This is a genomic window from Streptomyces rhizosphaerihabitans (genome assembly GCF_025399795.1).
Taxonomy (GTDB): Bacteria; Actinomycetota; Actinomycetes; order Streptomycetales; family Streptomycetaceae; genus Streptomyces; species Streptomyces rhizosphaerihabitans.
On the sequence record NZ_JAODTZ010000022.1, the window covers coordinates 97,626 to 120,625 of the forward strand.

The window sequence follows — 23,000 nt, forward strand, 5'->3', positions numbered from 1 at the left end:
GTGTCGCCGCACCGGCGTCCGTGCCTCACCGCACCGGCAGCGTCACCGTCACCGTCAGACCCTCGCCAGGTGCCGTCCGCACCGCGACGGTGCCCCCGTGTGCCCGCACCACGCCCTGCACGATCGCCATGCCGAGCCCGCTGCCCGCTCCGCCACCGGCCCGGAAGAAGCGGTCGAAGACACGTGCTGCGTCCGCTTGCGCCAGCCCGGGTCCCTTGTCCGCGACACACAGCCGTATGACACCGTCCGCGCGCTCCAGACCGAGCCGCACCGGCACGTCGTCGGGCGTATGGGTGCGTACGTTGCCCACGAGATTGCCCAGCACCTGCCGCAGCCCCGACTCGTCGGCCTGCACCAGCAGCGTGCCGTCGGCGGCCACCGTCACCGGACGTCCGGGCTGCTGGGCGCGCAGGTCCTCGGCCGCGTCCCGCACGAGCCGGCTCAGGTCGACGTTCCTGAAGCGCAGTTCGGGCCGCTGGTCGAGGCGGGCCAGGGTGAGCAGCTCGTCGACCAGCCGGCCCATGCGGTCGGCCTCCGCGTTCATCCGGTCCCAGGCCCGCTTGCGCTCGACGGGATCGGTGAGCATCCCCTTCTCGTACAGCTGGAGGTAGCCGCGTATCGCCGCCAGCGGTGTGCGCAGCTCGTGCGAGGCGTCCCCGACGAACCGGCGCAACTGGGCGGCGCTGTCCTCACGCGTCCGGTAGGCCGACTCGACCTGGTGCAGCATCGAGTTGAGCGCGAGCCGCAGCTGTTCGACCTCCTGGGTCGGATGATGGCTGGAGGGCACGCGCCGGGTCAGATCCCCCTCCGCGATGGCGGACGAGGTTTCCACCATGGCCTCCAGCGGCAGCATCCGGCGCCGCACGCTGAACATCGTCAGACACGCGAGCAGCGCCAACAGCAGGGTGCCCACGGTCAGATCGAGCTTGAGCGCCTTCGCGACGCCCTTGTGCAGTCCGTCGGTCGAGGTGGCGAACAGGACGTACGTCCCGTCGGCGAGCCGCGCCCCGGTCGCCCGGTAGGCGGCGCCACGCACGGTGATGTCGCGCGGGTCGTCGGCGCGGGCGAGCGCGCCCGGGTCCTCCACGGCGGCGGCGAACGCCCGCTGTGTCTCCGTGGGTTCGAAGCCGGCCACCTCGATGGCCTCACCCCGCCGGTCGACGGCCGCGAAGATCGAGTCCGGCTTCGGTGACTCGTCCACCGCGGGCCCGATCCGGTCGCGTACGAACGCGAGGGCGCTCAGCGAGTCGATCTGGCTCATGGTGAGCTGCGAAACCCCCAGCGACTGCCGCGTCTTGGCGAGTTGCGTGTCCACCTGGTCGAGCAGATAGTGCCGCATGCCCATCAGGCTCACGGCGGTCGCCACCACGATGCCCAGGGCCAGCAGTCCCACGTTCGCGAGGGTGAGTTTGCCGCGCAGCGAATGCACGCCGTGCCTGTGGCGCGGGGGGCGGCAGCCGGGCCGGACGGGCAGGTTCACGCGAGGCCGTATCCGACGCCCCGGCGGGTCTGGATCACCGGCGGACCCAGCGGTTCGAGCTTGCGCCGCAGATAGCTGATGTACGTCTCGACGACCGTCGACTCGGCGGAGTGCTCGTACTGCCACACATGGCGCAGGAGTTGCTCCTTGGGCACGATCCGCCCGCCGTTGCGGACAAGGAAGCGCAGCAGCGCGTACTCGGTGGGAGTGAGCTCGACGGTGGTGCCCGCGCGGTGGACCCGGTACGTCGTCTCGTCCAGTTCCAGATCGCCGTAACGCAGGGGCGGGCGCTGCGGCAGGACGTCGTCGGCCCGCGTACGGCGAAGGACGGCGGTGATCCGGGCGACGACCTCGTCGATGTTGAACGGCTTGGTGATGTAGTCGTCGCCGAAGCCGAGCGCGCCGACGATCTCGGCGGGCGCGTCCCGCGCGGTGAGGAAGACGACGGCCAGGTCGGGCTGCCGCAGCCGCAGTTCACGGCCGAGCGCTCGGCCGTCGCCGTCCGGGAGCATCACGTCGAGCAGCGCCGCGTCGGGGCGGGTGCGCTCGGCGAGGGCGAGCGCCTCGCGGACGGTGCCCGCGGCCATCACCTCGAACTGGTGGTAGCGCAGCGCGATGGTGAGGACGTCCGCGATGCTCGGCTCGTCCTCGACGACGAGGACGGTGGCTCCCTCGTGAGCGGTCATGCCCCCAGTATCGGCGGGGCCACCGACAGCGGGAGCCGTTCGCCCCTTGGAGTTCCTTGAGAGTCATGGGCGGGTCATGTCCACGCGCGCGCGTCGCCGCCAATCCTGGTGCCCAGGACCTGGGGGACCGACCGACCGACTAAGGAGCGTTGAACGTGGCGGCATTGGCACGGTGGTGCTATCGGCACCGGCTGGTGGTCCTGTTGCTGTGGGTGGGTGCACTGTTCGGTCTCGGCTTCGCGGCGACCACCGCGGGCACGGACTACGCGAACGTGTTCTCCCTCCCGAACACGGACTCCAAGCGTGCGTACGACCAGATGGAGAAGGCCTTCCCGAACAGCGCGGGGGACACCGACACGGTGGTGTGGAAGGTCGACGCGGGCACGGTCAGGGACGCCTCCGTGCGCTCCCGGATCCAGCCCGTACTGGACAGAATCGCCGGCATGAAGGGCGTGGGCCAGGTCGCGGGGCCGTACGAAGGGGAGCGGGGCGCCGCGCAGATCAGCCGCAACGGCAGGATCGCGTACGCCCAGATCACCTTCGCCGAGCAGGCGAACGCCGTCCCCAAGGAACTGGTGCAGAAGGTCGTCGACACCGCGCAGGGTGCCGAACGCGGCGGACTCCAGGTGGAGTTGGGCGGTCAGGCGATCCAGCGCGTACAGGAACCGCCCACCGGGCTCGCCGAGATGGTCGGCATCCTGGCTGCGGCCGTCGTCCTCTTCCTCGCCTTCGGTTCGCTCTTCGCCATGCTGCTGCCGATCGGCATCGCGATCTTCGGAGTCGGTACGGGGCTGTTCTCCACGCAGTTGCTCAGCCACACCACGGACATCCCGGACCTGGCCCCGCTGCTGGCCACCCTGATCGGCCTCGGCGTCGGCATCGACTACGCGTTGTTCATCGTCACCCGGCACCGCCGCGGCATCCTGCGCGGCCTGGCTCCGGAGGAGTCGGCGGTCGTCGCCCTCAACACCTCGGGCCGGGCGGTGCTGTTCGCGGGCGGCACGGTGTGCATCGCGCTCGCGGGCATGCTCGTGACGAACCTGCGCTTCCTGGACGGCGTGGTCATCGGCACCTCCCTCACCGTCGTGTTCAGCGTGCTCGCGGCCACCACCCTGCTGCCGGCGCTCCTCGGCCTTCTCGGCACCCGGGTGCTCAGCCGCCGCCAGCGGCGCAAACTGGTGGCGCGGGGACCCGAACCGGAGCGGGCGAGCGGTGCCGCGGCCCGCTGGTCGATGAACGTGCAGCGTCGCCCCCGTACGATCGCCGCTCTCGCGCTGGTCGTGATGGCGATCCTCGCGATCCCGGTCCTGTCGCTGCACCTCGGCGCCACCGACCAGGGCAACGACGACTCCACGACGACGACCAGGAAGGCCTACGACCTGCTCGCCGAGGGCTTCGGGCCCGGCTTCAACGGCCCTCTGCAGGTGGTCGTGACCGACGGCGACACGGCCGCCCTGGTGAAGAGCATCGACAGTACGTCCGGAGTCGCCGCGGTCGCCGCGCTGCCGCCCGCGAACGGCGTGACGGTGATCCAGGTGGTGCCGACGACCTCACCGCAGTCGACGAAGACCGACCAGCTCATCGACACCCTGCGGGACCGGGTGATCCCGGATGCCGGGGTCACGGCCCATGTAGGTGGCGTCACCGCCGTGTCGAAGGACTTCGCCACCATCACCGGCGACCGGCTGCCCTACTTCGTCGCCACGATCATCGGCCTCGGCTTCCTGCTCCTGCTGATCGCCTTCCGCTCCCTGGTGGTCCCGCTGACGGCGGCGCTGATGAACCTGATCGCCGCGGCCGCGTCCTTCGGCGTCCTTGTCGCGATCTTCCAGTGGGGCTGGGGTCTGAGCCTGCTCGGCCTCGGCAAGGAGGGCCCGATCAACGCCTTCCTGCCCGTCATCATGCTCTCGCTCCTCTTCGGACTCTCCATGGACTACCAGGTGTTCCTGGTGAGCCGTATGCACGAGGAATGGGTGCACACGAAGGACAACGCGCGCGCGGTGCGGGTCGGTCTGGCCGAGACCGGCAGGGTCATCAACTCCGCCGCCCTGATCATGGTCTGTGTCTTCCTCGCCTTCGTTCTGAGCGGTGACGCGGGAGCGGCGATGGCGGGCGTCGGCCTCGCGGCGGCGGTCGCCCTGGACGCCTTCATCCTCCGTACGGCCCTGGTCCCCGCGGCGATGCACCTGCTCGGCAACTCCAACTGGTGGCTGCCCGCGGGCCTGGACAAGCGGCTGCCGCACCTGGCGGTGGAGCCGGCCGAGGCGCCGTCCGAGGACGCGGCTCCGGCCGAGGGCGGCGCGTCGGTCGTCCACGGCTTCGTCCGTGACGCGGAGGGAGTACCCGTCGACGGAGCGGTCCTCACCCTGCTGTCCAAGGGCGGCCGCCAACTGGACCGGGTGACCTCGCTGGCCGACGGTTCGTACATCGTCTCGGTGCCTGCTCCGGGGACGTATCTGCTGTCGGCGACGGCCCGTTCGTACGGCGCTCGGGCACGGCACGTGGTCGTCACGGACGAACCGCTGGTGCACGACGTGGAGCTGGTGGAGGGAGAGGTGGACGCCGACGCGGTCAACTGAGGCCGCCGGACGCCCAACCGTCCTGACACAAGGGGTGTCCGTAAGGGGTGTCCGCTTGGCGGGCGCCCCTTACCCGCCCCCTACTCCGTCTTCTTGGCCGGGTCGGGCAGCGCCTTCGTCATGCCCGGCAGGAAGTCCGTGAACAGCTCGTGCACCTCGTGGACGAGGGGCCGCAGAAGACGGAAACGGGACAGCGAGACACCGCGCGAGGTGAGGCGGGCGCCGCGCTCGGCGAGCCGGTAGCTGCGCTCGCGGCTCTCCGTACGGTCGAAGACCCAGTACAGGACGAGCCCCATCTGGGAGAGCCACATCAGCTCGGGCAGCACCTCGCGCAGCTCCTCCGGCACCTTGGTCTTCGCCCCGGCCAGTACCTCCTTGTGGACGCTGATGGCCTCCAGGCGCGCGTGCTCCGACTCGGGGGAGAAGGGGCTGAGCGGGCTGTCCGGGTCGGCGGCGTTCTTGAAGAACTGCACGGCGAACTCGTGGTACGGCGTGGCGATGTCCAGCCACACCCTCAGCACGCCGCCCAGCCGGGCCTCCAGGTCCGTCTCGCGGTCCAGCACATCCCGGACCGCCTCCCGGTGTTCGGCGGCGATCCGGTCGTAGAAGCCCTGGATCAGGTGCTCCTTGCCGGCGAAGTAGTAGTACGCGTTCCCGACGGAGACCCCGGCCTCCTGGGCGATGGCCCGCATCGTCGTCTTGTCGTACCCCCGTTCCTGGAAGAGCCGCATCGCGGTCTCCAGGATCAGGGCCCGGGTCTGCTCGCTCTTGGCCGGGCTCTTCGGCGTCTCCTTGCCCAGGGACTTGGAGGGCTCGGAGGCCGCGGCGGGCTCGTCCGGCCCGGAGGACCCGATGGGGCCGGGGCTGTCTGTCGGTGCTGGCACGGGACGAGCCTAACGAGTGGGAACGGTCGAGCATTCGCCGCTGTCGCAGGCGGGGGGCGCGTACGTCCATCCCGCGGCCGGGTCGTAGCTCCACCCGTCGCCCCAGTGGTACGAGCCACCGCCCCATCGCCGGGATGCCTGTGACGCCTGCGACTCGCGCCACTTGGCGGCGGCCAGGGTGGCGCCCCTGGCCAGCCTGGCACCGGTGGGAGTGCTCAGCCGGTGGGCCAGCGCCCGGTACTCGCGCAGCGCCCACAGGGTGACGACCCAGGCGGCGGCTCCCTGGTACACCTGCCCGGCGTCGCCCACCACGGTGATCTCGTCCAGGGTGGCGCGGTGGTCGAGCCCCGGGAAGCGCCGGGCGGCCTCCTCGGAGCCCGCGGGTACGAACCGCAGCGGCACGAGTTGCGCCTGCCGGGCGAGCCACTGCTTCAGGAAGGCGCACAGCGAGCAGCGCGCGTCGTAGAGGACGGTGAGCCCGAGGACCGGGACGCGCGCGGCGCCCCGGTCCCGGGTGGCCGAGGTGCCGGCCACCGGTCTCACGCCCCGGCCGCGGGGGCGGCCCAGTCCGTCGGCTGCACCGGCGGCATCTGCTCCCGCTCCATGACACCCCGCCGCCGGATCTTGTTCAGCACGTAGACGTTCCCCAGGTGCATGACCCCGAGCACCAGCAGGACGACACCCAGCTTCGTCGACAGGGCTTCGAAGATCTCGCGGGCGTTGGAGATCTCGTCGCTCTGGTGCAGATAGAGCGCGACGAAGCCCAGGTTGACGAGGTAGAAGCCCACCACCAGCAGATGGTTGACGGCGTCGGCGAGCTTCTCGTTGCCGTGCAGGACGTCCGACAGGAAGATCCGCCCGTTGTGGCTCAGCGTGCGCGCCACCCAGACCGTCAGCGCGATGCTGACCAGCAGATAGATGACGTACGCGACGACTGTGAGATCCATGTCCCCACCCCTTCTTGAACGCGTTCAAAAACGCTCTCCGGGATGAATGTAGACCTGCTTTTGAACATGTTCAAGTCGGATCTCGTGCGTCCGTCCACCAGGGCCGCCGCTGGGGCTACCGCTGGGCCCTGCGGGCCAGTTCGGGGCGCTTGGTGTAGTCCGTCAGGCCGATGACGTTGCCCCACGGGTCCGCGATCTCGACGGTCCATCCGGTGGCGCCGGGGAAGGGCTCGTCGAGGGGTGCGATGCCCGCGGCGGCCAGTGAGCGGGCCGCGGCGCGGGCGTCCGGAACCTCCAGCCACAGTCGCGGCGACGCCCACGGCGGCGGCCGGTGGCCCAGTTCCCCGTCCAGCCGCAGCAGCACCCCCGGCGTTTCCTTGCCCACCTTCAGCAGTGCGATCCCGGCCTCGTCGAGCCGGAAGGCCGTCGGAAACCCGGCGCGCTCGTAGAAGCTCACGGCCTCGCCGAGATTCCCGACGGGCAGCAGCACGTTGTCGAGTCCGAGCAGCTCGTATGACACGTCGTCTGACATGCCATCAGATTAGGAGCGGACCGGAGGGAGACGGGGAAGGGCTGACCGCGGGCCGAAGATGTGATCACCCGTTGAGGCGAAGCGGCTCCTCCCCCTGACGGTTCGGCCCTGGTGACCGATTGTCAGTGGTGGCTCGTAGTGTCGTCGGCATGGGAATGGTGACGTTCGTCGACGAGACGACGAGTGGGGGCCGGGGCGCCGGCTGGGGGATAGAGATCGCCGAGGAGCGGCTCGCGGTGCGCGAGCTGATCCGGCGGCGGGTCTTCCAGGAGGTCGCCGAGTACAACGCGCGCATGCCTGAGGTGTTCCAGGGCCTCGTGCAGCCCGAGGACACCGAGCGGGTGCTGAACGGCTACGCGCTGCGTACACCCCGCCGGATAGACCCGGAGGCGCAGAGCGAGCTGGCGCTCAAGGCCTTCGCGGGGAACGGCTTCCTGGTGCTCGTGGGCGAGCGCCAGGTGACCGACCCCGACGAGGAGATCGAACTGGTCCTGGGCACCGAGGTCACCTTCCTCAAGCTCGTCGCGCTGGTGGGGGGATGACGGTGAACGGCATCGGGAAGTGGGCGCAGCGGATCCGCGAGCGGGCGGTCGAGGGCAATATGGGGGAGCTCGCGACCGACCTCCTCGGGGTGGCCGTGGCCTACAAGCAACGTCACTGGGGCGGTGGTTGGGCCGAGATCCTCGACGTGGTGCCGACGCTGCCCACCGAGCAGCGGGCCCGGCTGGCCGACGCGCTGGCGGAGCGCTATCACTCGGTCGGCGATGAATCGTTCTCCCGGAACAACGCGCTGATCCTGCTCGGTGTCGTCTGCCGGGGTCTCCCCGGGGACCGGCTCGCCGTCGAGCGGTCGAAGCAACTCGACGAGATCGGCAGGCAGTACAGCTTCTTGTCGTGGTCAGGGCTGGGCGTGCTGGCCGAGGCCGAGCTGACGGCCGGCCGTCGGCTGACCCCCGCCGTTGTCGCGGTCTTCCGCCGCACGGCCATGGACCGTTACCGCTCCCGGGGCGTGGGGGACCTGGCGAAGAACCTCACGGAACCCGTCCTCAACGTCGGCGAGGAATGGGCCGAGCAGGCCATGAGGGACGGCTCAGCCCCCGACTGGCAGGCCCTGTTGACCCATCTGACGACCGCCACCGCCGCCAAGCCCTCCGCCAAGTGGGACGAGCAGGCGCGGACCCTGATCGAAGCCCTCGGCGCCGACCGGGTCCGCGTCACCGCGCTGCCCTGGCTCGCCCTCGCCGGCGGCCCCCGGACCTTCCCGCTGACCGGCTGGGCCTACGGGTTCGACATCAACAACGCCTACGACCCGTACAACGCCAACGCCCTGCGCGGCCTCGCCTGGCTGGTCTCCCTGCTGCCGCCCCACCCCGACACCGCCCGGGCCCTCGGCGCACTCGTCGAGACGTCCCTGAAGAAGGTCAGCGGACTGGGCCCGCGCAATCCGAAGGTCGCCAACGCCGGTGCGATCGCGCTCTCCCGTATCGACGGCGAGGCAGCCCTCGCCGAACTGGCCCGGCTGGCCACCCGGGTGACGTACAAGGCCACGGCCAAGCTCATCGACGGATTCCTCGGAGAGAAGGCCACCGCCCTCGGTCTGAGCCGGGAGGAGATCGAGGAACTGGCCGTTCCGGCGTACGGGCTCACCGACGTCGGGCAGGCACGTCACGAGCTCGGTGAGACCACCGCGCTCCTCGGAGTCCAGGGCACCCGCGCCGTGCTGAGCTGGCACAACGCGACCGGAAAGGCCGTCAAGAGCGTGCCCGCCGCCGTGCGGCGCGACCACGCCGAGGAGCTCAAGGAGCTGAAGGCGGCGGTCAAGGACATCGACAAGATGCTGTCGGCACAGGTCGAGCGCCTGGACCGGCAGTTCCTCGCCCGGCGCACCTGGGCGTACGACACCTGGCGCGAGCGCTACCTCGACCACCCGCTCGTCGGCACCCTCGCCCGCCGCCTTCTGTGGACGGTCGACGGCACACCGGTCGGGTTCGCGAACGGCGAGCTGCGCACCCTCACCGACGATCCGGTCAAGGGCGGAGAGGAGGTCACCCTCTGGCACCCGGTCGGCCGTGAGCCCGCCGAGGTCGTCGCCTGGCGGGACTGGCTGGAGCGGCACGAGATCACCCAGCCCTTCAAGCAGGCCCACCGTGAGGTGTACCTCCTCACCGACGCCGAGCGCGCGACGGGCACGTACTCGAACCGCTTCGCCGCACACTTCGTGCGCCAGCACCAGTTCAACTCCCTCGCCGCCATCAGGGGATGGCGCAACAAGCTCCGCCTCTGCGTCGACGACGAGGCGCCCCCGGCCACCCGGGAGCTGCCCCAGTGGGGCCTGCGCGCCGAGTACTGGATCGAGGGCGACGGCGAGTACGGCGACGACACCACCGAGTCCGGCAGCTATCTGCGGCTGCGCACCGACCAGGTGCGCTTCTATCCGATCGACGCCCCCGAGAACTCGGCGCACTGCGACGGCGGCGAGTACCGCATGCGGCTGTGGGACGGCCAGGACCCGGTGGAGCCCCTGCCCCTCACCGAGATCCCGCCGCTCGTCCTGTCCGAAGTCCTGCGGGACGTCGACCTGTTCGTCGGCGTGGCCAGTGTCGGCAACGACCCGACCTGGCAGGACGGCGGCCCCGGCGGCCGCTTCCAGGAGTACTGGACGTCGTACGGCTTCGGCGATCTGACCGAGACCGCGCAGACCCGCCGCGCCCTCCTCGACCGCCTGATCCCCCGGCTGGCGATAGCCGACCGCTGCACGCTGGAGGGCCGCTTCCTGCACGTGAAGGGCGAGCGCCACACGTACAGGATCCACCTGGGCTCGGGCAACATCCTGATGAGCCCGAACGACCAGTACCTGTGCATCGTCCCGAAGTCCGCGGCGGGAGAGCCCCAGACCGGCTATCTGCCGTTCGAGGGCGACCGGATGCTGGCGCTGATCCTCAGCAAGGCGATGCTGCTGGCGGACGATCTCCGGATCACGGATCCGACGATTCTCAGCCAGCTCTGACGAGCGGGGCCGCGTGCCGCGCGGCTGACGGCACCGGGCACGCCGAAGGGCCCCGCTCCAGGAGGAGCGGGGCCCTTCGGGCGTAGCGCAGCGACCGTCAGAAGCGGCGCGTGATCAGTGCGCGCTTGACTTCCTGGATCGCCTTGGTGACCTCGATACCGCGCGGGCAGGCGTCCGTGCAGTTGAACGTCGTGCGGCAGCGCCACACACCGTCCTTGTCGTTGAGGATCTCCAGACGCTGCTCGCCCGCCTCGTCACGCGAGTCGAAGATGAAGCGGTGGGCGTTCACGATGGCGGCCGGACCGAAGTACTGGCCGTCGTTCCAGAACACCGGGCAGGACGACGTGCACGCCGCGCACAGGATGCACTTGGTCGTGTCGTCGAACCGCTCGCGGTCCTCGGCCGACTGCAGACGCTCGCGCGTCGGCTCGTTGGTCTCCTTCGTGATGAGGAAGGGCATCACGTCGCGGTACGCCTGGAAGAACGGGTCCATGTCGACCACGAGGTCCTTCAGCACCGTCAGGCCCTTTATGGCCTCGACCGTGATCGGCTTCTCGGGGTTCAGGTCCTTGATCAGCGTCTTGCAGGCGAGGCGGTTCTTGCCGTTGATCCGCATGGCGTCCGAGCCGCAGATGCCGTGCGCGCAGGACCGGCGGAACGTGAGCGTGCCGTCCTGGTCCCACTTGATCTTGTGCAGCGCGTCGAGGACACGCTCCTTGGGGTCGATCTCCAGCTGGAAGTCTTCCCAGACCGACTCGGCCGAGATCTCCGGGTTGAACCGGCGGACGCGGAACGTGGCGGTGATGTACGGGGAGTCGGCGAAACCGGGCTCGGGTGCGCCGGCCGCGTCCGCCTTGTCCAGGGTGGGAGTAGCCATCAGTACTTACGCTCCATCGGCTGGTAGCGGGTCTGGACGACCGGCTTGTAGTCGAGACGGATGGACTCGGTGCCGTCGTCGCCGACCTCGCGGTACGCCATGGTGTGGCGCATGAAGTTGACGTCGTCGCGGGTCGGGTAGTCCTCGCGGTAGTGACCGCCGCGGGACTCCTTGCGGGCGAGCGCGGAGACGGCCATGACCTCGGCCAGGTCGAGCAGGTTGCCCAGCTCGACGGCTTCGAGGAGGTCCGTGTTGAAGCGCCGGCCCTTGTCCTGGATCGAGACGTTCAGGTAGCGCTCGCGCAGCTCCGCGATCTTCTCGACCGCCGTCTTGATCGTCTGCTCGGTGCGGAACACCATCACGTTGGCGTCCATGCACTCCTGCAGTTCCAGGCGGATCGCGGCGACCCGCTCGGTGCCCGTGGAGTTGCGCAGGCGCTCGACCTGGGTCACGACCTGAGCAGCCGGGTCCTCGGGCAGCTCGATGTGGGCGTCGACCTTCGCCGAGTACTCCGCGGCGGCGACACCGGCCCGCTTGCCGAACACGTTGATGTCCAGGAGCGAGTTGGTGCCGAGACGGTTGGCGCCGTGCACCGACACACACGCGACCTCACCGGCGGCGTACAGACCCGGAACGACCGTGGTGTTGTCCGAGAGGACCTCACCCTGGACGTTCGTCGGGATGCCGCCCATGGCGTAGTGCGCGGTGGGCTGGATCGGGATCGGGTCCGTGTAGGGCTCGATGCCGAGGTAGGTGCGCGCGAACTCCGTGATGTCGGGCAGCTTGGCGTCCAGCTGCTCCGGCGGGAGGTGCGTGAGGTCGAGGTAGACGTGGTCGCCCTCGGGACCGCAGCCGCGGCCCTCACGGATCTCGGTGTAGATGGAGCGGGACACGACGTCACGGGACGCGAGGTCCTTCATGACCGGCGCGTACTTCTCCATGAAGCGCTCGCCGTCCTTGTTGCGGAGGATGCCGCCCTCACCGCGGGCGCCCTCCGTCAGCAGGATGCCCATGCGCCAGATGCCGGTCGGGTGGAACTGGAAGAACTCCATGTCCTCCAGCGGCAGCCCGCGACGGTAGACCGCCGCCTGGCCGTCACCCGTCAGGGTGTGCGCGTTGGAGGTCACCTTGAAGAACTTGCCGGTGCCGCCGGACGCGTAGATCACGGCCTTCGCCTGGAAGACGTGGATCTCGCCGGTCGCGAGCTCGTAGGCGACGACGCCCGCCGAGTGCTTGACCCCGTCGATCTCGACGATCAGCTGGTCGAGGACGTAGAACTCGTTGAAGAACTCCACGCCCTCTTTGACGCAGTTCTGGTAGAGCGTCTGGAGGATCATGTGACCGGTGCGGTCCGCGGCGTAGCAGGACCGGCGGACCGGGGCCTCGCCGTGGTTGCGGGAGTGACCGCCGAAGCGGCGCTGGTCGATCGTCCCCTGGGGCGTCCGGTTGAACGGCAGGCCCATCTTCTCCAGGTCGAGGACGGAGTCGATGGCCTCCTTCGCCAGGATCTCGGCGGCGTCCTGGTCGACCAGGTAGTCACCACCCTTGATCGTGTCGAAGGTGTGCCACTCCCAGTTGTCCTCTTCCACGTTGGCGAGCGCGGCGGCCATACCGCCCTGCGCGGCGCCCGTGTGGGAGCGGGTCGGGTAGAGCTTCGTCAGCACGGCGGTGCGGCTGCGCTTCGTCGCCTCGATGGCGGCGCGCATGCCGGCGCCACCGGCGCCGACGATGACGGTGTCGTACTTGTGGATCTTCATGATTGGTTGCCTCAGCCCCGTGCCTAGCGGATGTTCGGGTCGAAGGTGAAGATCACCAGCGTGCCCAGCAGAATCGTGAACACCGTGGCGGTGTACAGCAGGCCCTTCAGCCACAGGCGCGTGCCCGCGCGTTCCGCGTAGTCGTTGATGACGGTACGCAGGCCGTTGGAGCCGTGCAGCATGGCGAGCCACAGCATCGCGAGGTCCCAGGCCTGCCACCAGGGGCTCGCCCAGCGGCCGGCCACGAAGGCGAAGCCGATCTTGGAGACGCCGCCGTCGAGGACGAGCTGGATCAGCAGGTGGCCGAGGACCAGGACGACCAGGACGATGCCGGACAGGCGCATGAAGAGCCAGCCGTACATCTCGAAGTTGCCGCGGGTCGACTTCGGGGTCTTCTTGGTGCGCTTGCGCGGGGCCTCGATGAACGGGGCCGGGTTGTCGACGCTGTAGGCCGAGAAATCTCCGGCGCCCTCCACGGGGCCGATACCGGAAGCGGCGGTGTCAGTAGTGGACATCTGCGTCAGCTCCCGAATACTTCGCGGAATGCGTGACCGAGGACGGGGTAAAGAGCCCCGAACATCAGCACGACCCAGATACCGACGACGGACCAGAGCATCTGCTTCTGGTAGCGCGGGCCCTTGGACCAGAAATCGACGGCGATGACACGCAGGCCGTTGAGCGCGTGGAAGAGGATGGCGGCGACGAGGCCGTATTCCAGCAGCGCGACGATCGGCGACTTGTACGTGGCCACGACGTTGTCGTATTGCTCGGGGGAGACACGGACGAGAGCAGTGTCCAGGACGTGTACGAACAGGAAGAAGAAGATGAGGACGCCGGTGACTCGATGAGCCACCCAGGACCACATTCCTTCCCGGCCGCGGTACAGCGTTCCAGCCGGCACGGAAGAACCCTCCGGGAGCGGGGATTGGGGCCGCGCCGGCTTCTCTGTCGGTCGGGCCCGGCCGGGTACGGTCCACCGGCCCCGGCCATCGTAGCGACGTGTTGTCGGAACGTTTACAGCGGCCCTATCAATGTGATCAAACTGGCAATCAATCAGCCACGTTCGGGCTATTACGGGCGCCGGATGTCGGCGATTCGCGGCTCCTGGGCGAACTGACGGACGAGCCGGGTCAGCCGGCCGCGGGCCAGTCCGCGCAGCTCGTCGGCCGTGATGACCCGCTCCTCCTCGGGGTCGTTCGTCAGGCGCGACCGGATTCCGACGAGCACCCGGTCGAGGGCCTCCCCGGGGGCGAATCCGTCCAGACAGATGACGAACACATGTCCGAATCTGCTCTCGTACGCGGCGTGCGCGGCGCTCAGCGCGGTGTGGGCAGCGGAGTACGCGCTGTCCGGGAGCGACGTGAGCGACTCACCGGCCAGGGCTTCGGCCAGGTCGGCGGGGGTCAGGTCGTACGCCGCCTCGTCGGCCGCGGCCAGTAGCGCGCCGAGATCCGGGTAGGGGCGGTGGTCGGTCAGACGGTGGACCCAGCGCAGGCTGCGGCAGCAGGTGAGCAGGGCACGGGTGACCTCGTCGGCGGGTGCGGAGTTGAACCCGTCGAGGCGGGCCGGGGACGGCGCCGCGCTCTTCTGCTCGGGGAGGGCGACCTGGCCGGGGAGGCGTGGGAGACGGTGAGACGTCAGCGTGGGTCCTCGGCGGTGGGGGTGAGACGCGCGACGTCCAGTGAGCGTGACGTGCGTGCGATACGTGTGTTTCGGCAGGGGGGGAAGTGAAAGGCGTGCTGCTCACGCTATCGAGGTGTGTCGGGACCTGTCCGACGGATGCCCGGATTTCACCCGCACGGGAGAGTTTCGGAGCGTGTGGTGGACGACTTCGCTGACGGTCGGGGCAGAGTTCGCGGGGGAGCGGAGAAGCGGCGCCGAGAGCGGAGTGCGGAGAGCGGAGTGGAGAGGTGGACACCGCGATGGAGGAGTACACCTGAATGGAGGGCCGGGCCCGGCGGCGGCATGAGCTCGGCGGACCGGGCGGGGCGAATGGGGGAGCGCCCGGGCGCAGACATGGGCGTGGCGGGACCGGCGGGGAGAAATGCGTGGCGAAATGGGTGGGGCGCAGTGAGCAGATTCAAGTGAGCAGAGCGTAGTGATCAGGGTTGAGCGAGCGCGGTGAGAATGAGGGTGACGGAGTGAGTGGTGGCAGGCGGCGGGCGCCGCGGCGGCGGACAGGGCCCAACGGGCAGGCCGGGCTCGTCGCGGGCGGTCTGGCGGTCGCCGGTGTCGTCGCGGTGGCTGTGGCGGTCTGGCCCGGCGGAGACGGGCAGCCGGCCGGGGCGCGGGCGCCGTCCGCCGACCGGTCGCAGGCCGTGTCCGCCGGCCTGTCGCCCGCCGCCAGTCCCTCGCCGACCCGGAGCTACCCCCTCTCCAAGGCCCCCCGCACCATCCCGGCCGTACGGGAACACGTCGCGGCCCGCGGCCCCGGCTGGCGTCCGGCCGCCGGTGCCCGTGTGGTCGTGGACAACAACGGCCTCGCCGACGAGGGCAGGCTGCTCGCCGGCGAGCTCAAGCTGACGTACGCGGGGCGGACGGGCGCCAAGGCCGGCGATGTCGAACTGGGCCTCGACAAGGGGACCGCGGGCCCGGAGTCGTACTCCCTCACTGTCAAGAACAGCCGGGTCAAGATCACCGGGCCCGCCGAGGCCGGTGTCTTCTACGGCACGCGCACCCTCAAGCAGGAGGTGCACGGCGGCGGCACGGCGCCGGAGGGCGTCGTACGCGACCGGCCCGCGAAGCCGTTCCGCGGGTTCATGCTCGACATCGCGCGCAAGCACTTCACGGCGGCCTGGATCGAGGACCGGGTGCGGGAGCTCGGGGATCTGAAGTACAACCAGCTCGGCCTGCACTTCTCCGACGACCAGGGCTTCCGCATCCAGTCCGACACGCACCCCGAGATCGTGTCGAACCAGCACCTGACGAAGGCGGAGGTGCGTCGGATCCTCGCCCTCGCGGCGAGCCGGCACATCACCGTCGTGCCCGAGATCGACTCGCCGGGCCACCTCGGCGCGGTCATCGCGGCGCACCCCGACCTCCAGCTGCGCAATGTGTCGGGGGTCCCTGTCCGCGGGGCCGTCGACATCTCCAAGCCCGCGGCGGCCACCATGGTCGACGACCTGCTCAACGAGTACGCGGGGCTCTTCCCCGGTGCCTACTGGCACCTCGGCGGCGACGAGTACCAGGCCCTGACGGTGGCGAACCCGGCGGCCTCCTTCCCGCAGCTGGCCACCGCGGCCAGGAACAGGTACGGAGCGGGCGCCAGCGTCGCCGACCTCACGACCGGCTGGCTCAACGACCGCGCCAAACTGATCCACGGGCACGGCCGGACGGCACGGGCCTGGAACGACGGCATCTTCAGCGGGGGCACAGTCCAGGCGGACGGCGCACTCCAGGTGGCGTACTGGACCGGCAAGGAGATCGGGGCCCGGCCGCCGCTCGCGTATCTGAGCGCGGGCCGCAAGGTCATCAACTACAACGACGAGTTCCTCTACTACGTCCTCGGCGAACCCCAGACCTTCGTCTACCCGACCGGGCAGCGCATCTACGAGCAGTGGACCCCCCTCGTCCTGCGCGGTACGACGCCGGTCCCCGCGAAGTACAACCCCCAGATCCTCGGCGGGTCCTTCGCCGTCTGGTGCGACCTCGCGGGCTCGCAGACCCAGGACCAGGTCGCGGCGGGCATCCGCATGCCGCTGCGCGCCCTGACCCAGAAACTGTGGGATCCGCGGCCGCCGGCCCTGTCCTGGCCTCAGTTCAAGGCACTGGCGAACCAGCTGGGCTGAGGCGGTACCGGGCGCGGCAGGAACGGCTCGTCAACGCCGGTGGACGTTCTGGATCATCGGGCTGCTGGCCGACCGGGCCTCCTCCGCCGCCTCCGGCAGGGCCGCGACCGCCCAGGCGGTCCAGGATGCCGCCGTCCAGTCCCTGTTCACCGACGCCTTCGACATCGTGGCCGCCGTGTTCGCGATCCTCGTCGTACTGAAGCTGACGCGGATGCAGGACCGCAAGGCACACGAGGGTCCGGTCGCGTCCGACGTCTGACGCGCACCGATTCGTCCGCTCGGCGGCCCGGGTCTCACCTGTCCGAGGGGCCCTCGGGTGCTCCTCGGCGTGCCGGGTGCCGAGTCGGAGTAATTGGCTGAAAACCTGTTCATCCGGCTCCTCGGCAGGCAAGGTGGGGTCGCACTGTGACACTCCTGGTCCGTTGCACGCAGTAAGGGGAAGTGCGGGCTCCGTAAGGCAAGGGCGCCCTGTCGAGGCATTTCGAGGGAGTCGTGATGAGTCTGGTGGAACTGATCGCTCAGGCCGACGAGCGAGGTCTGGCGGCGAGCGGTCTGGCTTGTTTGGATCGGTGTGTACCGCTGCTGGGCGGTGACGACGATGTCCTGCGACCCCTGTGGGCGAGCCTGGCGGAGACGGACCCCTGGGCCGAGTGGGGAACGCGCCTCGACGAGGCGCGCGCCAAGCTGGACGCGGAGGACCCGGAGCCCGCCGTGACCGACGAGGACCACGCCGCCGTGCTCGCCCGCGTCATGCTCGACGCCGTCCCCTCGAAGCCCTCCGAGGAAGAGCTGCGTGCCTGGTCGGACGCCTGCTCGGTGGCGGCGCTGCAGGTGCACCGCTTCCTCGACCACGCCGACGACGCGGAGGCGTGTGTGACGGCACGCCGTGAGGGGCGCACGGAGGGCATGTCCCCGCTCGTCGCCGCCGAACTGCGCCGTCAGGTCGCCATCCTGGAACTGCTCGCCGAGCACGGCAAGGGCGGACTCCGGCCGGCACTGGACGCGTCGACGGAGGGGCGGCGCGTGCTGCGGGCGGTGGTGTCACGCAGGGCACGCGGGCGGGCGTAGCCCCGGGACACGGGTGCGCCGGAGGCGGTACGGCTCCGGCGCACCCCAAACCTTGTTCCTGAGGGGTTTCTGTGTCGGTCCTGGGGCGGAGATGGCGGTCCTGGGCCGGTGTCGCGAACCCTCGCCCGGACGCGTGACGAATCCGGCCGTCGTCGCGCTCTATCGAGTGTGAACGCAACTCAAGCAACCCGGCCCTCAGCTGCGACGAAGCCCGTCCGCTGGGCGGCCGACACGGTCGCGACCATGCGCGAGGGTGCCCGGCTGCGCCTCGACTACTCGGCACAGAGCCTGTGGCGTGTCGACCGCGTGATCGACGAGATACGCCGGGACGGCGCCCCGTACGCCGCCGTCGAGAGCGTGCTCCGCGGATTCGGTGCGTACGCCGGTGAGGTCGTCGCCCGTCAGGCCGGCGCCGAGTGGTGGGAGACCGGCGGCGAACACTGGCTGCGCACACCCGACGGTCGACTCTGGGACCCGATCGAGGAGGCCCGCCGCTGCTACGCCGGCGACGGCTCCCTGCGCCTGCTGTGCCGTGAGGCCTCCCGCTAGCCGACGTGACGACGGCCGGGCCGTCGTCCGAGCCGTGAGCCCGGGTTCGCCGACCGGGTCGCGCACTGGGCGGCCGACAAGCCCTGGTTCGATGTCGAGCGAGGTGAACCAGGGCTATGCGTAAGGGAGTTGGGTTCCGAGCTCGCGTTGCACCTCTGCCTGCCGCGTGGGCGCACCCCCGGCTGCCGTCGTCCGCGGCCGGTGGTCGGGCTGGACGGGGCGGGGCGTCTGACGCACTGTGACATTTCCCTGGGGCCCGACGCTGATGACCATGGGGGTGTCGACGCGGCCGACCGCGTCCGGCAGAGCACATTCGGGCGAACTCGGTGCGAACGAGGACAGTGTTGGGCCAGGGAGGGGTACCCCGCCGCGTGCAGCCGTACGACGCGGAACTGGGCGTGGCCGTGGCGCGGGCGCAAGAGGGGGACGAGGTCGCCTTCGCGGTCGCGTACCGGATCGTGCAGCCAGGACTGCTCGGCTATCTGCGGGGCGTCGTCGGCGACGAAGCCGAGGACGTGGCGTCCGACGCCTGGCTGGAGATCGCCCGGGACCTGGGACGGTTCCGGGGGGACGGAGCGGGGTTCCGCGGCTGGACCGCGACCATCGCCCGGCACCGGGCACTGGACCATCTGCGGCGGCTGAGGGTGAGGCCCCGGGGAACCGCCATCGAGCAGGACGCCCTGGACCTGCCCGGCAGGCACAGCACGCACGACGAGGCGCTGGAGACCCTGTCCACCGCGTACGCCCTGGAACTGGTCGCGGGACTGCCGCGTGACCAGGCCGAGGCGGTGCTCCTGCGGGTGGTCGTCGGACTCGACGGACCGGCCGCGGCGCGCGTGCTAGGCAAACGCCCCGGCGCGGTGCGCACCTCCGCCCACCGTGGCCTGAAGCGGCTCGCGCGCCAACTCGGCGTCACGGGTGTGACGGATGAGGAGTCCCGGACGCTGGGGGAGTCGGGGTGAGCGGTTCGTCCGGTACGGCCGGCACGCGGTCGTCGCCCGCGGCGGCATCGTCGTACGGCGGGATGTCGTCCTTCGGTCGCAAGCCGCCACGGGGCGAGGAGCCGCCGTGCGGAGCGGGGCGACGGGGAACCCCGGGAAAGAGCGGGAACGCGGCCGGGACGCCGGTTCCGCGAGCCTCGGCCACCACGCCGAGGCCGACGAAGTCCAAGCGCGAGCGGTAGGCGGGCGGCGGTAGACAGGCCGGGGCCGCCGACAGGTCGCGGGGCCGAACCGGGCTCCGAGGGCACCGGCGCACATTCCTGCCGATGGCAACGGCCGGGGCCGCCACCCCCCACAGGAGAGGCCCCGACCGTCGCGCGGCACGGGCCGCGCGGCGACCCGTACTCCCTACAGCGCCGGGACTGCGTTTTGTGTCACACCTCGCACCGTCACCATGTAGTTGCACGTTGTACGAACATGGACGGGGAGCTGTTTCAGGCCGTAACGTGCCTTTCGCGCCGGTGCGGAGAACGGACGACCGCAACCACGAGGAACCTGAGACCACGACTGCGTGGAATCCGGGACCGCGACCACGTGGGGCCTGAGACCAGAACCGCGTGGGACCTGAGACCACGAACACGCGGACCTGAGACCACAACCGTCCATCGAGGAACCACGACGGCGAGAATCCGGTCCGCGAGAGCGGCGCCGGTTGAGGCGCAAAGAGGGGCGCGGGGGTGCTGGGGGACGACGCGGAGCTGACCGCCGCGGTATTTGCTGCACAGGACGGGGACGAGACCGCGTTCCGGACTGTGTACCGAGCGGTGCATCCACGCCTGCTCGGATACGTACGGACGCTGGTGGGCGAGGCGGACGCGGAGGACGTCACGTCCGAGGCCTGGCTCCAGATCGCCCGTGACCTGGAGAGGTTCAGCGGGGACGCGGACCGCTTCCGTGGCTGGGCGGCGAGGATCGCCCGCAACCGCGCTCTGGACCACATACGGATGCGCGGTCGCCGCCCCGCGATAGGCGGCGACGAGACCGAACTGACCGGCAAGGCCGCCGAGTCCGACACCGCGATCGAGGCGATGGAGTCGCTGGCCACCGACAGCACCCTCTCGCTCATCGCCCAACTCCCCCAGGATCAGGCGGAGGCGGTCGTCCTGCGCGTCGTGGTCGGCCTCGACGCCAAGACGGCAGCCGAGACCCTCGGCAAGCGTCCCGGAGCCGTTCGCACGGCGGCGCACCGCGGCCTGAAACGGCTCGCGGAGCTGCTCGGCACCGATCCGGAATCCGTCGGCGCGCTCGACGCCGTTCCCCCGCAACGAGGTTCGCGCACCCGCGCGGTGACGTCCGCCGGTGTGACGCATACGCGTTCGCGGGCGCAGAAGGACATGTGATGGCCGACGAGCAGTACAGGTGGCTGGACCGCGACGCCGCGGAGCGTCTGCTGCGCGGAGAGCCGCTGGAGGCCGTCGACGCCGGCACCCGCGAGCAGGTGGACCGCCTTGCCGAGGCCCTCGGCTCACTGGCCGCCGAACCCAAGCTGAGCAGCGACGAACTCCCGGGCGAGGCCGCCGCGTTGGCCGCTTTCCGCAAGGCGCGCGCGGACGGGGACGGCGTCGCGGCACAGCTCGGCCACCATGGTCGCGCGCGACCCGGCGCGCATGCCGCGGACGCCGGCCTGGTGCGTATCGGGCGCCCCGGCGCGCACGGACGCCGGACGCGCTGGGGACGGCCCACCCGCTTCGGGCTCGCCGCGGTGCTGGCCGTCGGGATGGTCGGCGGGGTCGCCGTCGCGGCCGGAACCGGAGTGCTGCCGACTCCGTTCACCCGTGAACACCCGGGCCCGGCCGCCTCTGCCACGGCGGTACGGACCCCGGAGCGGCCGCTCGTCTCGGCCTCGCCCTCGCCCTCGCCCGGAGTCTCCGGCGGCATCGGCTCCATGGTGCCGGTGCCTGACGGTCCGTCGGGCGATCCCTCCGGCGACGCCTCCTCGCCCGCCGATTCCGGCACCGACCACACGAGCGGTCTGCCGCGTCCGGACTTCACCGGGAGCGGCGACCACACCCGCGCGTGGTGGGCCCGTACGCGTTCGTTCTGTCGTGATGTCCTCGACGGCAAGGATCTCGACGCGGACCGCAGGCGCGTCCTGGAGCATGTGGCGGGCGGCGGCGGCCGGGTGAAGCTGTACTGCTCGGGCGTCCTCGGCCGCGGGCTGGGCGGCGGATCCGACGGCGGCACGGGCGACGGAGCGGGTGAGGGCGACGAGCAGGGTTCGGGGCAGGGCTCCGACCAGGGCGGTCAGGGAGATCAGGGCGGCGGTGACGGCGACGGCCATCACATAGGGCCCCGCGGCAACGACCCCCGGGGCAACGGCGGTATCAGCACCCCGTCCGTCCTGCACCCGGGGCTCGCTCGGCTCCTGCCGGCCGTGCCGACGAGGTCTCCGCTGTCGAGGGCGACGCCGAGCCCGTCGGACAGCGTCCTTTTGTGAACCGCCGTTCTTCCAGGCGCTGATCGTGCCGCCGGCTTCCCGGCGGGTCTGCTGTCGTGCCGCCGGTTTCCGGACCTGTGTGCTGTCGTGCCGCCGGCTTCCCGGCCGGTGTGCTGTCGTGCTGTCAGCTCTCCGACCAGCGCACTCTCGTGACGGCCGCCCTCGCGCCGAGCACGCTGCCGGGCTCGGCACGGTCCTGCCCCACGGGTGGCCCAGCGCCGTGACTCCTCGTCTGTCGAGCCCCCGACATCCTGCTGACCTGGTCTTTCGTATGTCGTTGAACTTTTTTTGGGCCGGGTGTGACGTTTTCGGCCGCCGTGGCGCAGTACGTGGTGAGCCGACTGGTCATCGGCCGTCGCACGGAGCCGGGGTTCCCCCCGTACCCATGGCTCTGTGCAACCGGCGCGGGTGGGACACGTTCCCCCGGTCCCGCCCGCGCCCCACTCTCCCCTCGCCCCGCCTTCGCGCAGGGGCCCGTCACCAGTAGACGACGACCTTGTCGCCCGTGCGGACCTGTGCGAACAGCGCCGCGACCTTCCCCTCGTCCCGCACGTTGACGCAGCCGTGCGAGGCGCCGTAGTAGCCGCGGGCCGCGAAGTCCGGGGAGTAGTGCACCGCTTGGCCGCCGCTGAAGAACATCGCGTACGGCATCGATGTGTTGTAGATCGTCGACACATGGTGGCGCGACTTGAAGTAGACGCTGAACACGCCTTCGCGGGTCGGCGTGTACTGCGAGCCGAACCGCACGTCCATCTCCGAGACCGTCCTGCCGTCGATCATCCAACGCAGCGTGCGGCTCGTCTTGCTGACGCACAGCACACGGCCCGTCATGCAGCGACGGTCGGGCTTCGCGGCCGGCTGCCCGCCGTAGGGGTACAGCTCCCAGTCCGCCGGTTCGTGCGTCATCCTCCGCAGCCGCCGCCAGGTGACGGTGTCCAGTTCACCGGTGCGCGGCAGCCCCCGCTTGCCCTGGAACCCCTTCACGGCCTCGACCGTCCGGGCGTCGTACGTCCCCGTCGGCGGGGTGATCAGCCACGCGACCTGGTGCAGCCGCGCCTGCGCCTTGCGGACGTCGTCGCCCCGGTCGCCGCTGGACCAGAGGACTTCGGCGGGCACGGCGGCGGGCTTGTCGCCCTTCCCCGTTCCGGCGGAGCCGGACGGGTCGTCCGCCCCCTTCGACGGCGCGGCGGGCTTGTCGTCCTCCCCCTTCGCGCCGGGGGCCGGGGCGAGCGAACCGTCGATCCGTACCGGCGGCTTCTTCCCCCGCGCGTCCACGGCGTGTGCCGTGCAGCCGCTCACCGCGGCGAGGGCCGCGAGCGCGGCCAGCGATCTCTTCAAGCCAGTCGTACGCATCCGGACCCCTGTTCCACCTGTCCTGTCATGCACATCAGGCCCCCGTCCCGCCGTC

At 70.6% G+C, this 23,000-nt stretch carries 21 protein-coding genes and 1 pseudogene; 10 read left to right on the forward strand and 12 right to left on the reverse strand.

Annotation, left to right across the window (positions count from 1 at the left end):
• Positions 1–25: 25 nt before the first annotated feature.
• Both N4G66_RS22565 and N4G66_RS22570 read right to left on the reverse strand, forming a co-directional pair.
• On the reverse strand, positions 26–1,429 hold the full coding sequence (locus tag N4G66_RS22565) for a sensor histidine kinase (protein WP_261705962.1): 1,404 nt from the start codon (positions 1,427–1,429) through the stop codon (positions 26–28).
• Between the two features lie 47 nt (positions 1,430–1,476).
• A complete protein-coding gene (locus N4G66_RS22570; RefSeq protein ID WP_261705963.1) occupies positions 1,477–2,166 on the reverse strand; it encodes a response regulator transcription factor in 690 nt (229 codons plus the stop codon).
• A 164-nt stretch (positions 2,167–2,330) separates the two neighbouring features.
• On the opposite strand from N4G66_RS22570, the gene N4G66_RS22575 reads away from it, so the two are divergent.
• Positions 2,331–4,745 carry an MMPL family transporter gene (locus tag N4G66_RS22575; protein ID WP_261706005.1) on the forward strand — a complete coding sequence of 805 codons (2,415 nt, stop codon included), beginning with the start codon at positions 2,331–2,333 and terminating at the stop codon, positions 4,743–4,745.
• Between the two features lie 80 nt (positions 4,746–4,825).
• On the opposite strand, the gene N4G66_RS22580 is transcribed toward N4G66_RS22575, so the two are convergent.
• The 4 genes from N4G66_RS22580 to N4G66_RS22595 form a co-directional block, all read right to left on the reverse strand.
• Complete coding sequence (locus N4G66_RS22580; protein ID WP_261706006.1) at positions 4,826–5,545, reverse strand: TetR/AcrR family transcriptional regulator; 720 nt, start codon at positions 5,543–5,545, stop codon at positions 4,826–4,828.
• A 93-nt stretch (positions 5,546–5,638) separates the two neighbouring features.
• Positions 5,639–6,163, reverse strand: a complete 525-nt coding sequence (locus tag N4G66_RS22585; RefSeq protein ID WP_261705964.1) for a thiol-disulfide oxidoreductase DCC family protein — start codon at positions 6,161–6,163, stop codon at positions 5,639–5,641.
• Between the two features lie 5 nt (positions 6,164–6,168).
• On the reverse strand, positions 6,169–6,576 hold the full coding sequence (locus tag N4G66_RS22590) for a hypothetical protein (protein WP_261705965.1): 408 nt from the start codon (positions 6,574–6,576) through the stop codon (positions 6,169–6,171).
• A gap of 115 nt (positions 6,577–6,691) precedes the next feature.
• Positions 6,692–7,108, reverse strand: coding sequence for a VOC family protein (locus N4G66_RS22595; protein WP_261705966.1), 417 nt, complete (start codon positions 7,106–7,108; stop codon positions 6,692–6,694).
• A gap of 149 nt (positions 7,109–7,257) precedes the next feature.
• Between N4G66_RS22595 and N4G66_RS22600 the strand changes: the two genes are divergently transcribed.
• Both N4G66_RS22600 and N4G66_RS22605 read left to right on the forward strand, forming a co-directional pair.
• Entirely contained in the window at positions 7,258–7,650 is a 393-nt protein-coding gene (locus N4G66_RS22600; RefSeq protein ID WP_261705967.1) for a hypothetical protein, read from the forward strand.
• Positions 7,647–10,115 carry a DUF4132 domain-containing protein gene (locus N4G66_RS22605; protein ID WP_261705968.1) on the forward strand — a complete coding sequence of 823 codons (2,469 nt, stop codon included), beginning with the start codon at positions 7,647–7,649 and terminating at the stop codon, positions 10,113–10,115. Before N4G66_RS22600 ends, N4G66_RS22605 begins: the two co-directional genes overlap by 4 nt.
• Before the next feature lie 97 nt (positions 10,116–10,212).
• On the opposite strand, the gene N4G66_RS22610 is transcribed toward N4G66_RS22605, so the two are convergent.
• From N4G66_RS22610 to N4G66_RS22630, 5 genes are all read right to left on the reverse strand, one after another.
• On the reverse strand, positions 10,213–10,992 hold the full coding sequence (locus N4G66_RS22610) for a succinate dehydrogenase iron-sulfur subunit (protein ID WP_261705969.1): 780 nt from the start codon (positions 10,990–10,992) through the stop codon (positions 10,213–10,215).
• On the reverse strand, positions 10,992–12,749 hold the full coding sequence (gene sdhA, locus N4G66_RS22615; protein WP_261705970.1) for a succinate dehydrogenase flavoprotein subunit: 1,758 nt from the start codon (positions 12,747–12,749) through the stop codon (positions 10,992–10,994). The genes N4G66_RS22610 and sdhA overlap by 1 nt, the downstream gene beginning before the upstream one ends.
• A 23-nt stretch (positions 12,750–12,772) precedes the next feature.
• Positions 12,773–13,264: a succinate dehydrogenase hydrophobic membrane anchor subunit gene (locus tag N4G66_RS22620; protein WP_261705971.1), complete on the reverse strand. Its 492-nt coding sequence runs from the start codon at positions 13,262–13,264 to the stop codon at positions 12,773–12,775.
• Positions 13,265–13,269: 5 nt separating this feature from the next.
• Positions 13,270–13,650 carry a succinate dehydrogenase, cytochrome b556 subunit gene (sdhC, locus tag N4G66_RS22625; RefSeq protein ID WP_261705972.1) on the reverse strand — a complete coding sequence of 127 codons (381 nt, stop codon included), beginning with the start codon at positions 13,648–13,650 and terminating at the stop codon, positions 13,270–13,272.
• 170 nt (positions 13,651–13,820) lie between these two features.
• Positions 13,821–14,390: a 2-oxo-4-hydroxy-4-carboxy-5-ureidoimidazoline decarboxylase gene (locus N4G66_RS22630; RefSeq protein WP_261706007.1), complete on the reverse strand. Its 570-nt coding sequence runs from the start codon at positions 14,388–14,390 to the stop codon at positions 13,821–13,823.
• Between the two features lie 500 nt (positions 14,391–14,890).
• On the opposite strand from N4G66_RS22630, the gene N4G66_RS22635 reads away from it, so the two are divergent.
• The 7 genes and pseudogenes from N4G66_RS22635 to N4G66_RS22665 all read left to right on the forward strand — a co-directional run bounded on the left by N4G66_RS22635 (position 14,891) and on the right by N4G66_RS22665 (position 21,592).
• Positions 14,891–16,537, forward strand: coding sequence for a beta-N-acetylhexosaminidase (locus tag N4G66_RS22635; protein ID WP_391858855.1), 1,647 nt, complete (start codon positions 14,891–14,893; stop codon positions 16,535–16,537).
• Positions 16,538–16,601: 64 nt separating this feature from the next.
• Positions 16,602–16,688 (forward strand): annotated as a pseudogene (locus N4G66_RS45955) (hypothetical protein); the annotation flags it as partial.
• A 344-nt stretch (positions 16,689–17,032) separates the two neighbouring features.
• The gene (locus N4G66_RS22645; RefSeq protein ID WP_261705974.1) at positions 17,033–17,605 is read left to right on the forward strand and encodes a hypothetical protein; all 573 of its coding nucleotides are present in this window, start codon (positions 17,033–17,035) and stop codon (positions 17,603–17,605) included.
• 168 nt (positions 17,606–17,773) lie between these two features.
• Positions 17,774–18,154: a hypothetical protein gene (locus N4G66_RS22650; protein WP_261705975.1), complete on the forward strand. Its 381-nt coding sequence runs from the start codon at positions 17,774–17,776 to the stop codon at positions 18,152–18,154.
• 344 nt (positions 18,155–18,498) lie between these two features.
• The gene (locus tag N4G66_RS22655; RefSeq protein WP_261705976.1) at positions 18,499–19,116 is read left to right on the forward strand and encodes an RNA polymerase sigma factor; all 618 of its coding nucleotides are present in this window, start codon (positions 18,499–18,501) and stop codon (positions 19,114–19,116) included.
• Between the two features lie 716 nt (positions 19,117–19,832).
• Positions 19,833–20,495: an RNA polymerase sigma factor gene (locus N4G66_RS22660; protein WP_261705977.1), complete on the forward strand. Its 663-nt coding sequence runs from the start codon at positions 19,833–19,835 to the stop codon at positions 20,493–20,495.
• Positions 20,495–21,592 (forward strand): hypothetical protein, encoded by a 1,098-nt coding sequence (locus N4G66_RS22665; protein WP_261705978.1) that lies wholly within the window; start codon positions 20,495–20,497, stop codon positions 21,590–21,592. Before N4G66_RS22660 ends, N4G66_RS22665 begins: the two co-directional genes overlap by 1 nt.
• 477 nt (positions 21,593–22,069) lie before the next feature.
• Here N4G66_RS22665 and N4G66_RS22670 read toward each other — a convergent pair whose 3' ends face one another.
• On the reverse strand, positions 22,070–22,945 hold the full coding sequence (locus N4G66_RS22670) for a L,D-transpeptidase family protein (protein WP_261705979.1): 876 nt from the start codon (positions 22,943–22,945) through the stop codon (positions 22,070–22,072).
• Positions 22,946–23,000: the final 55 nt, after the last annotated feature.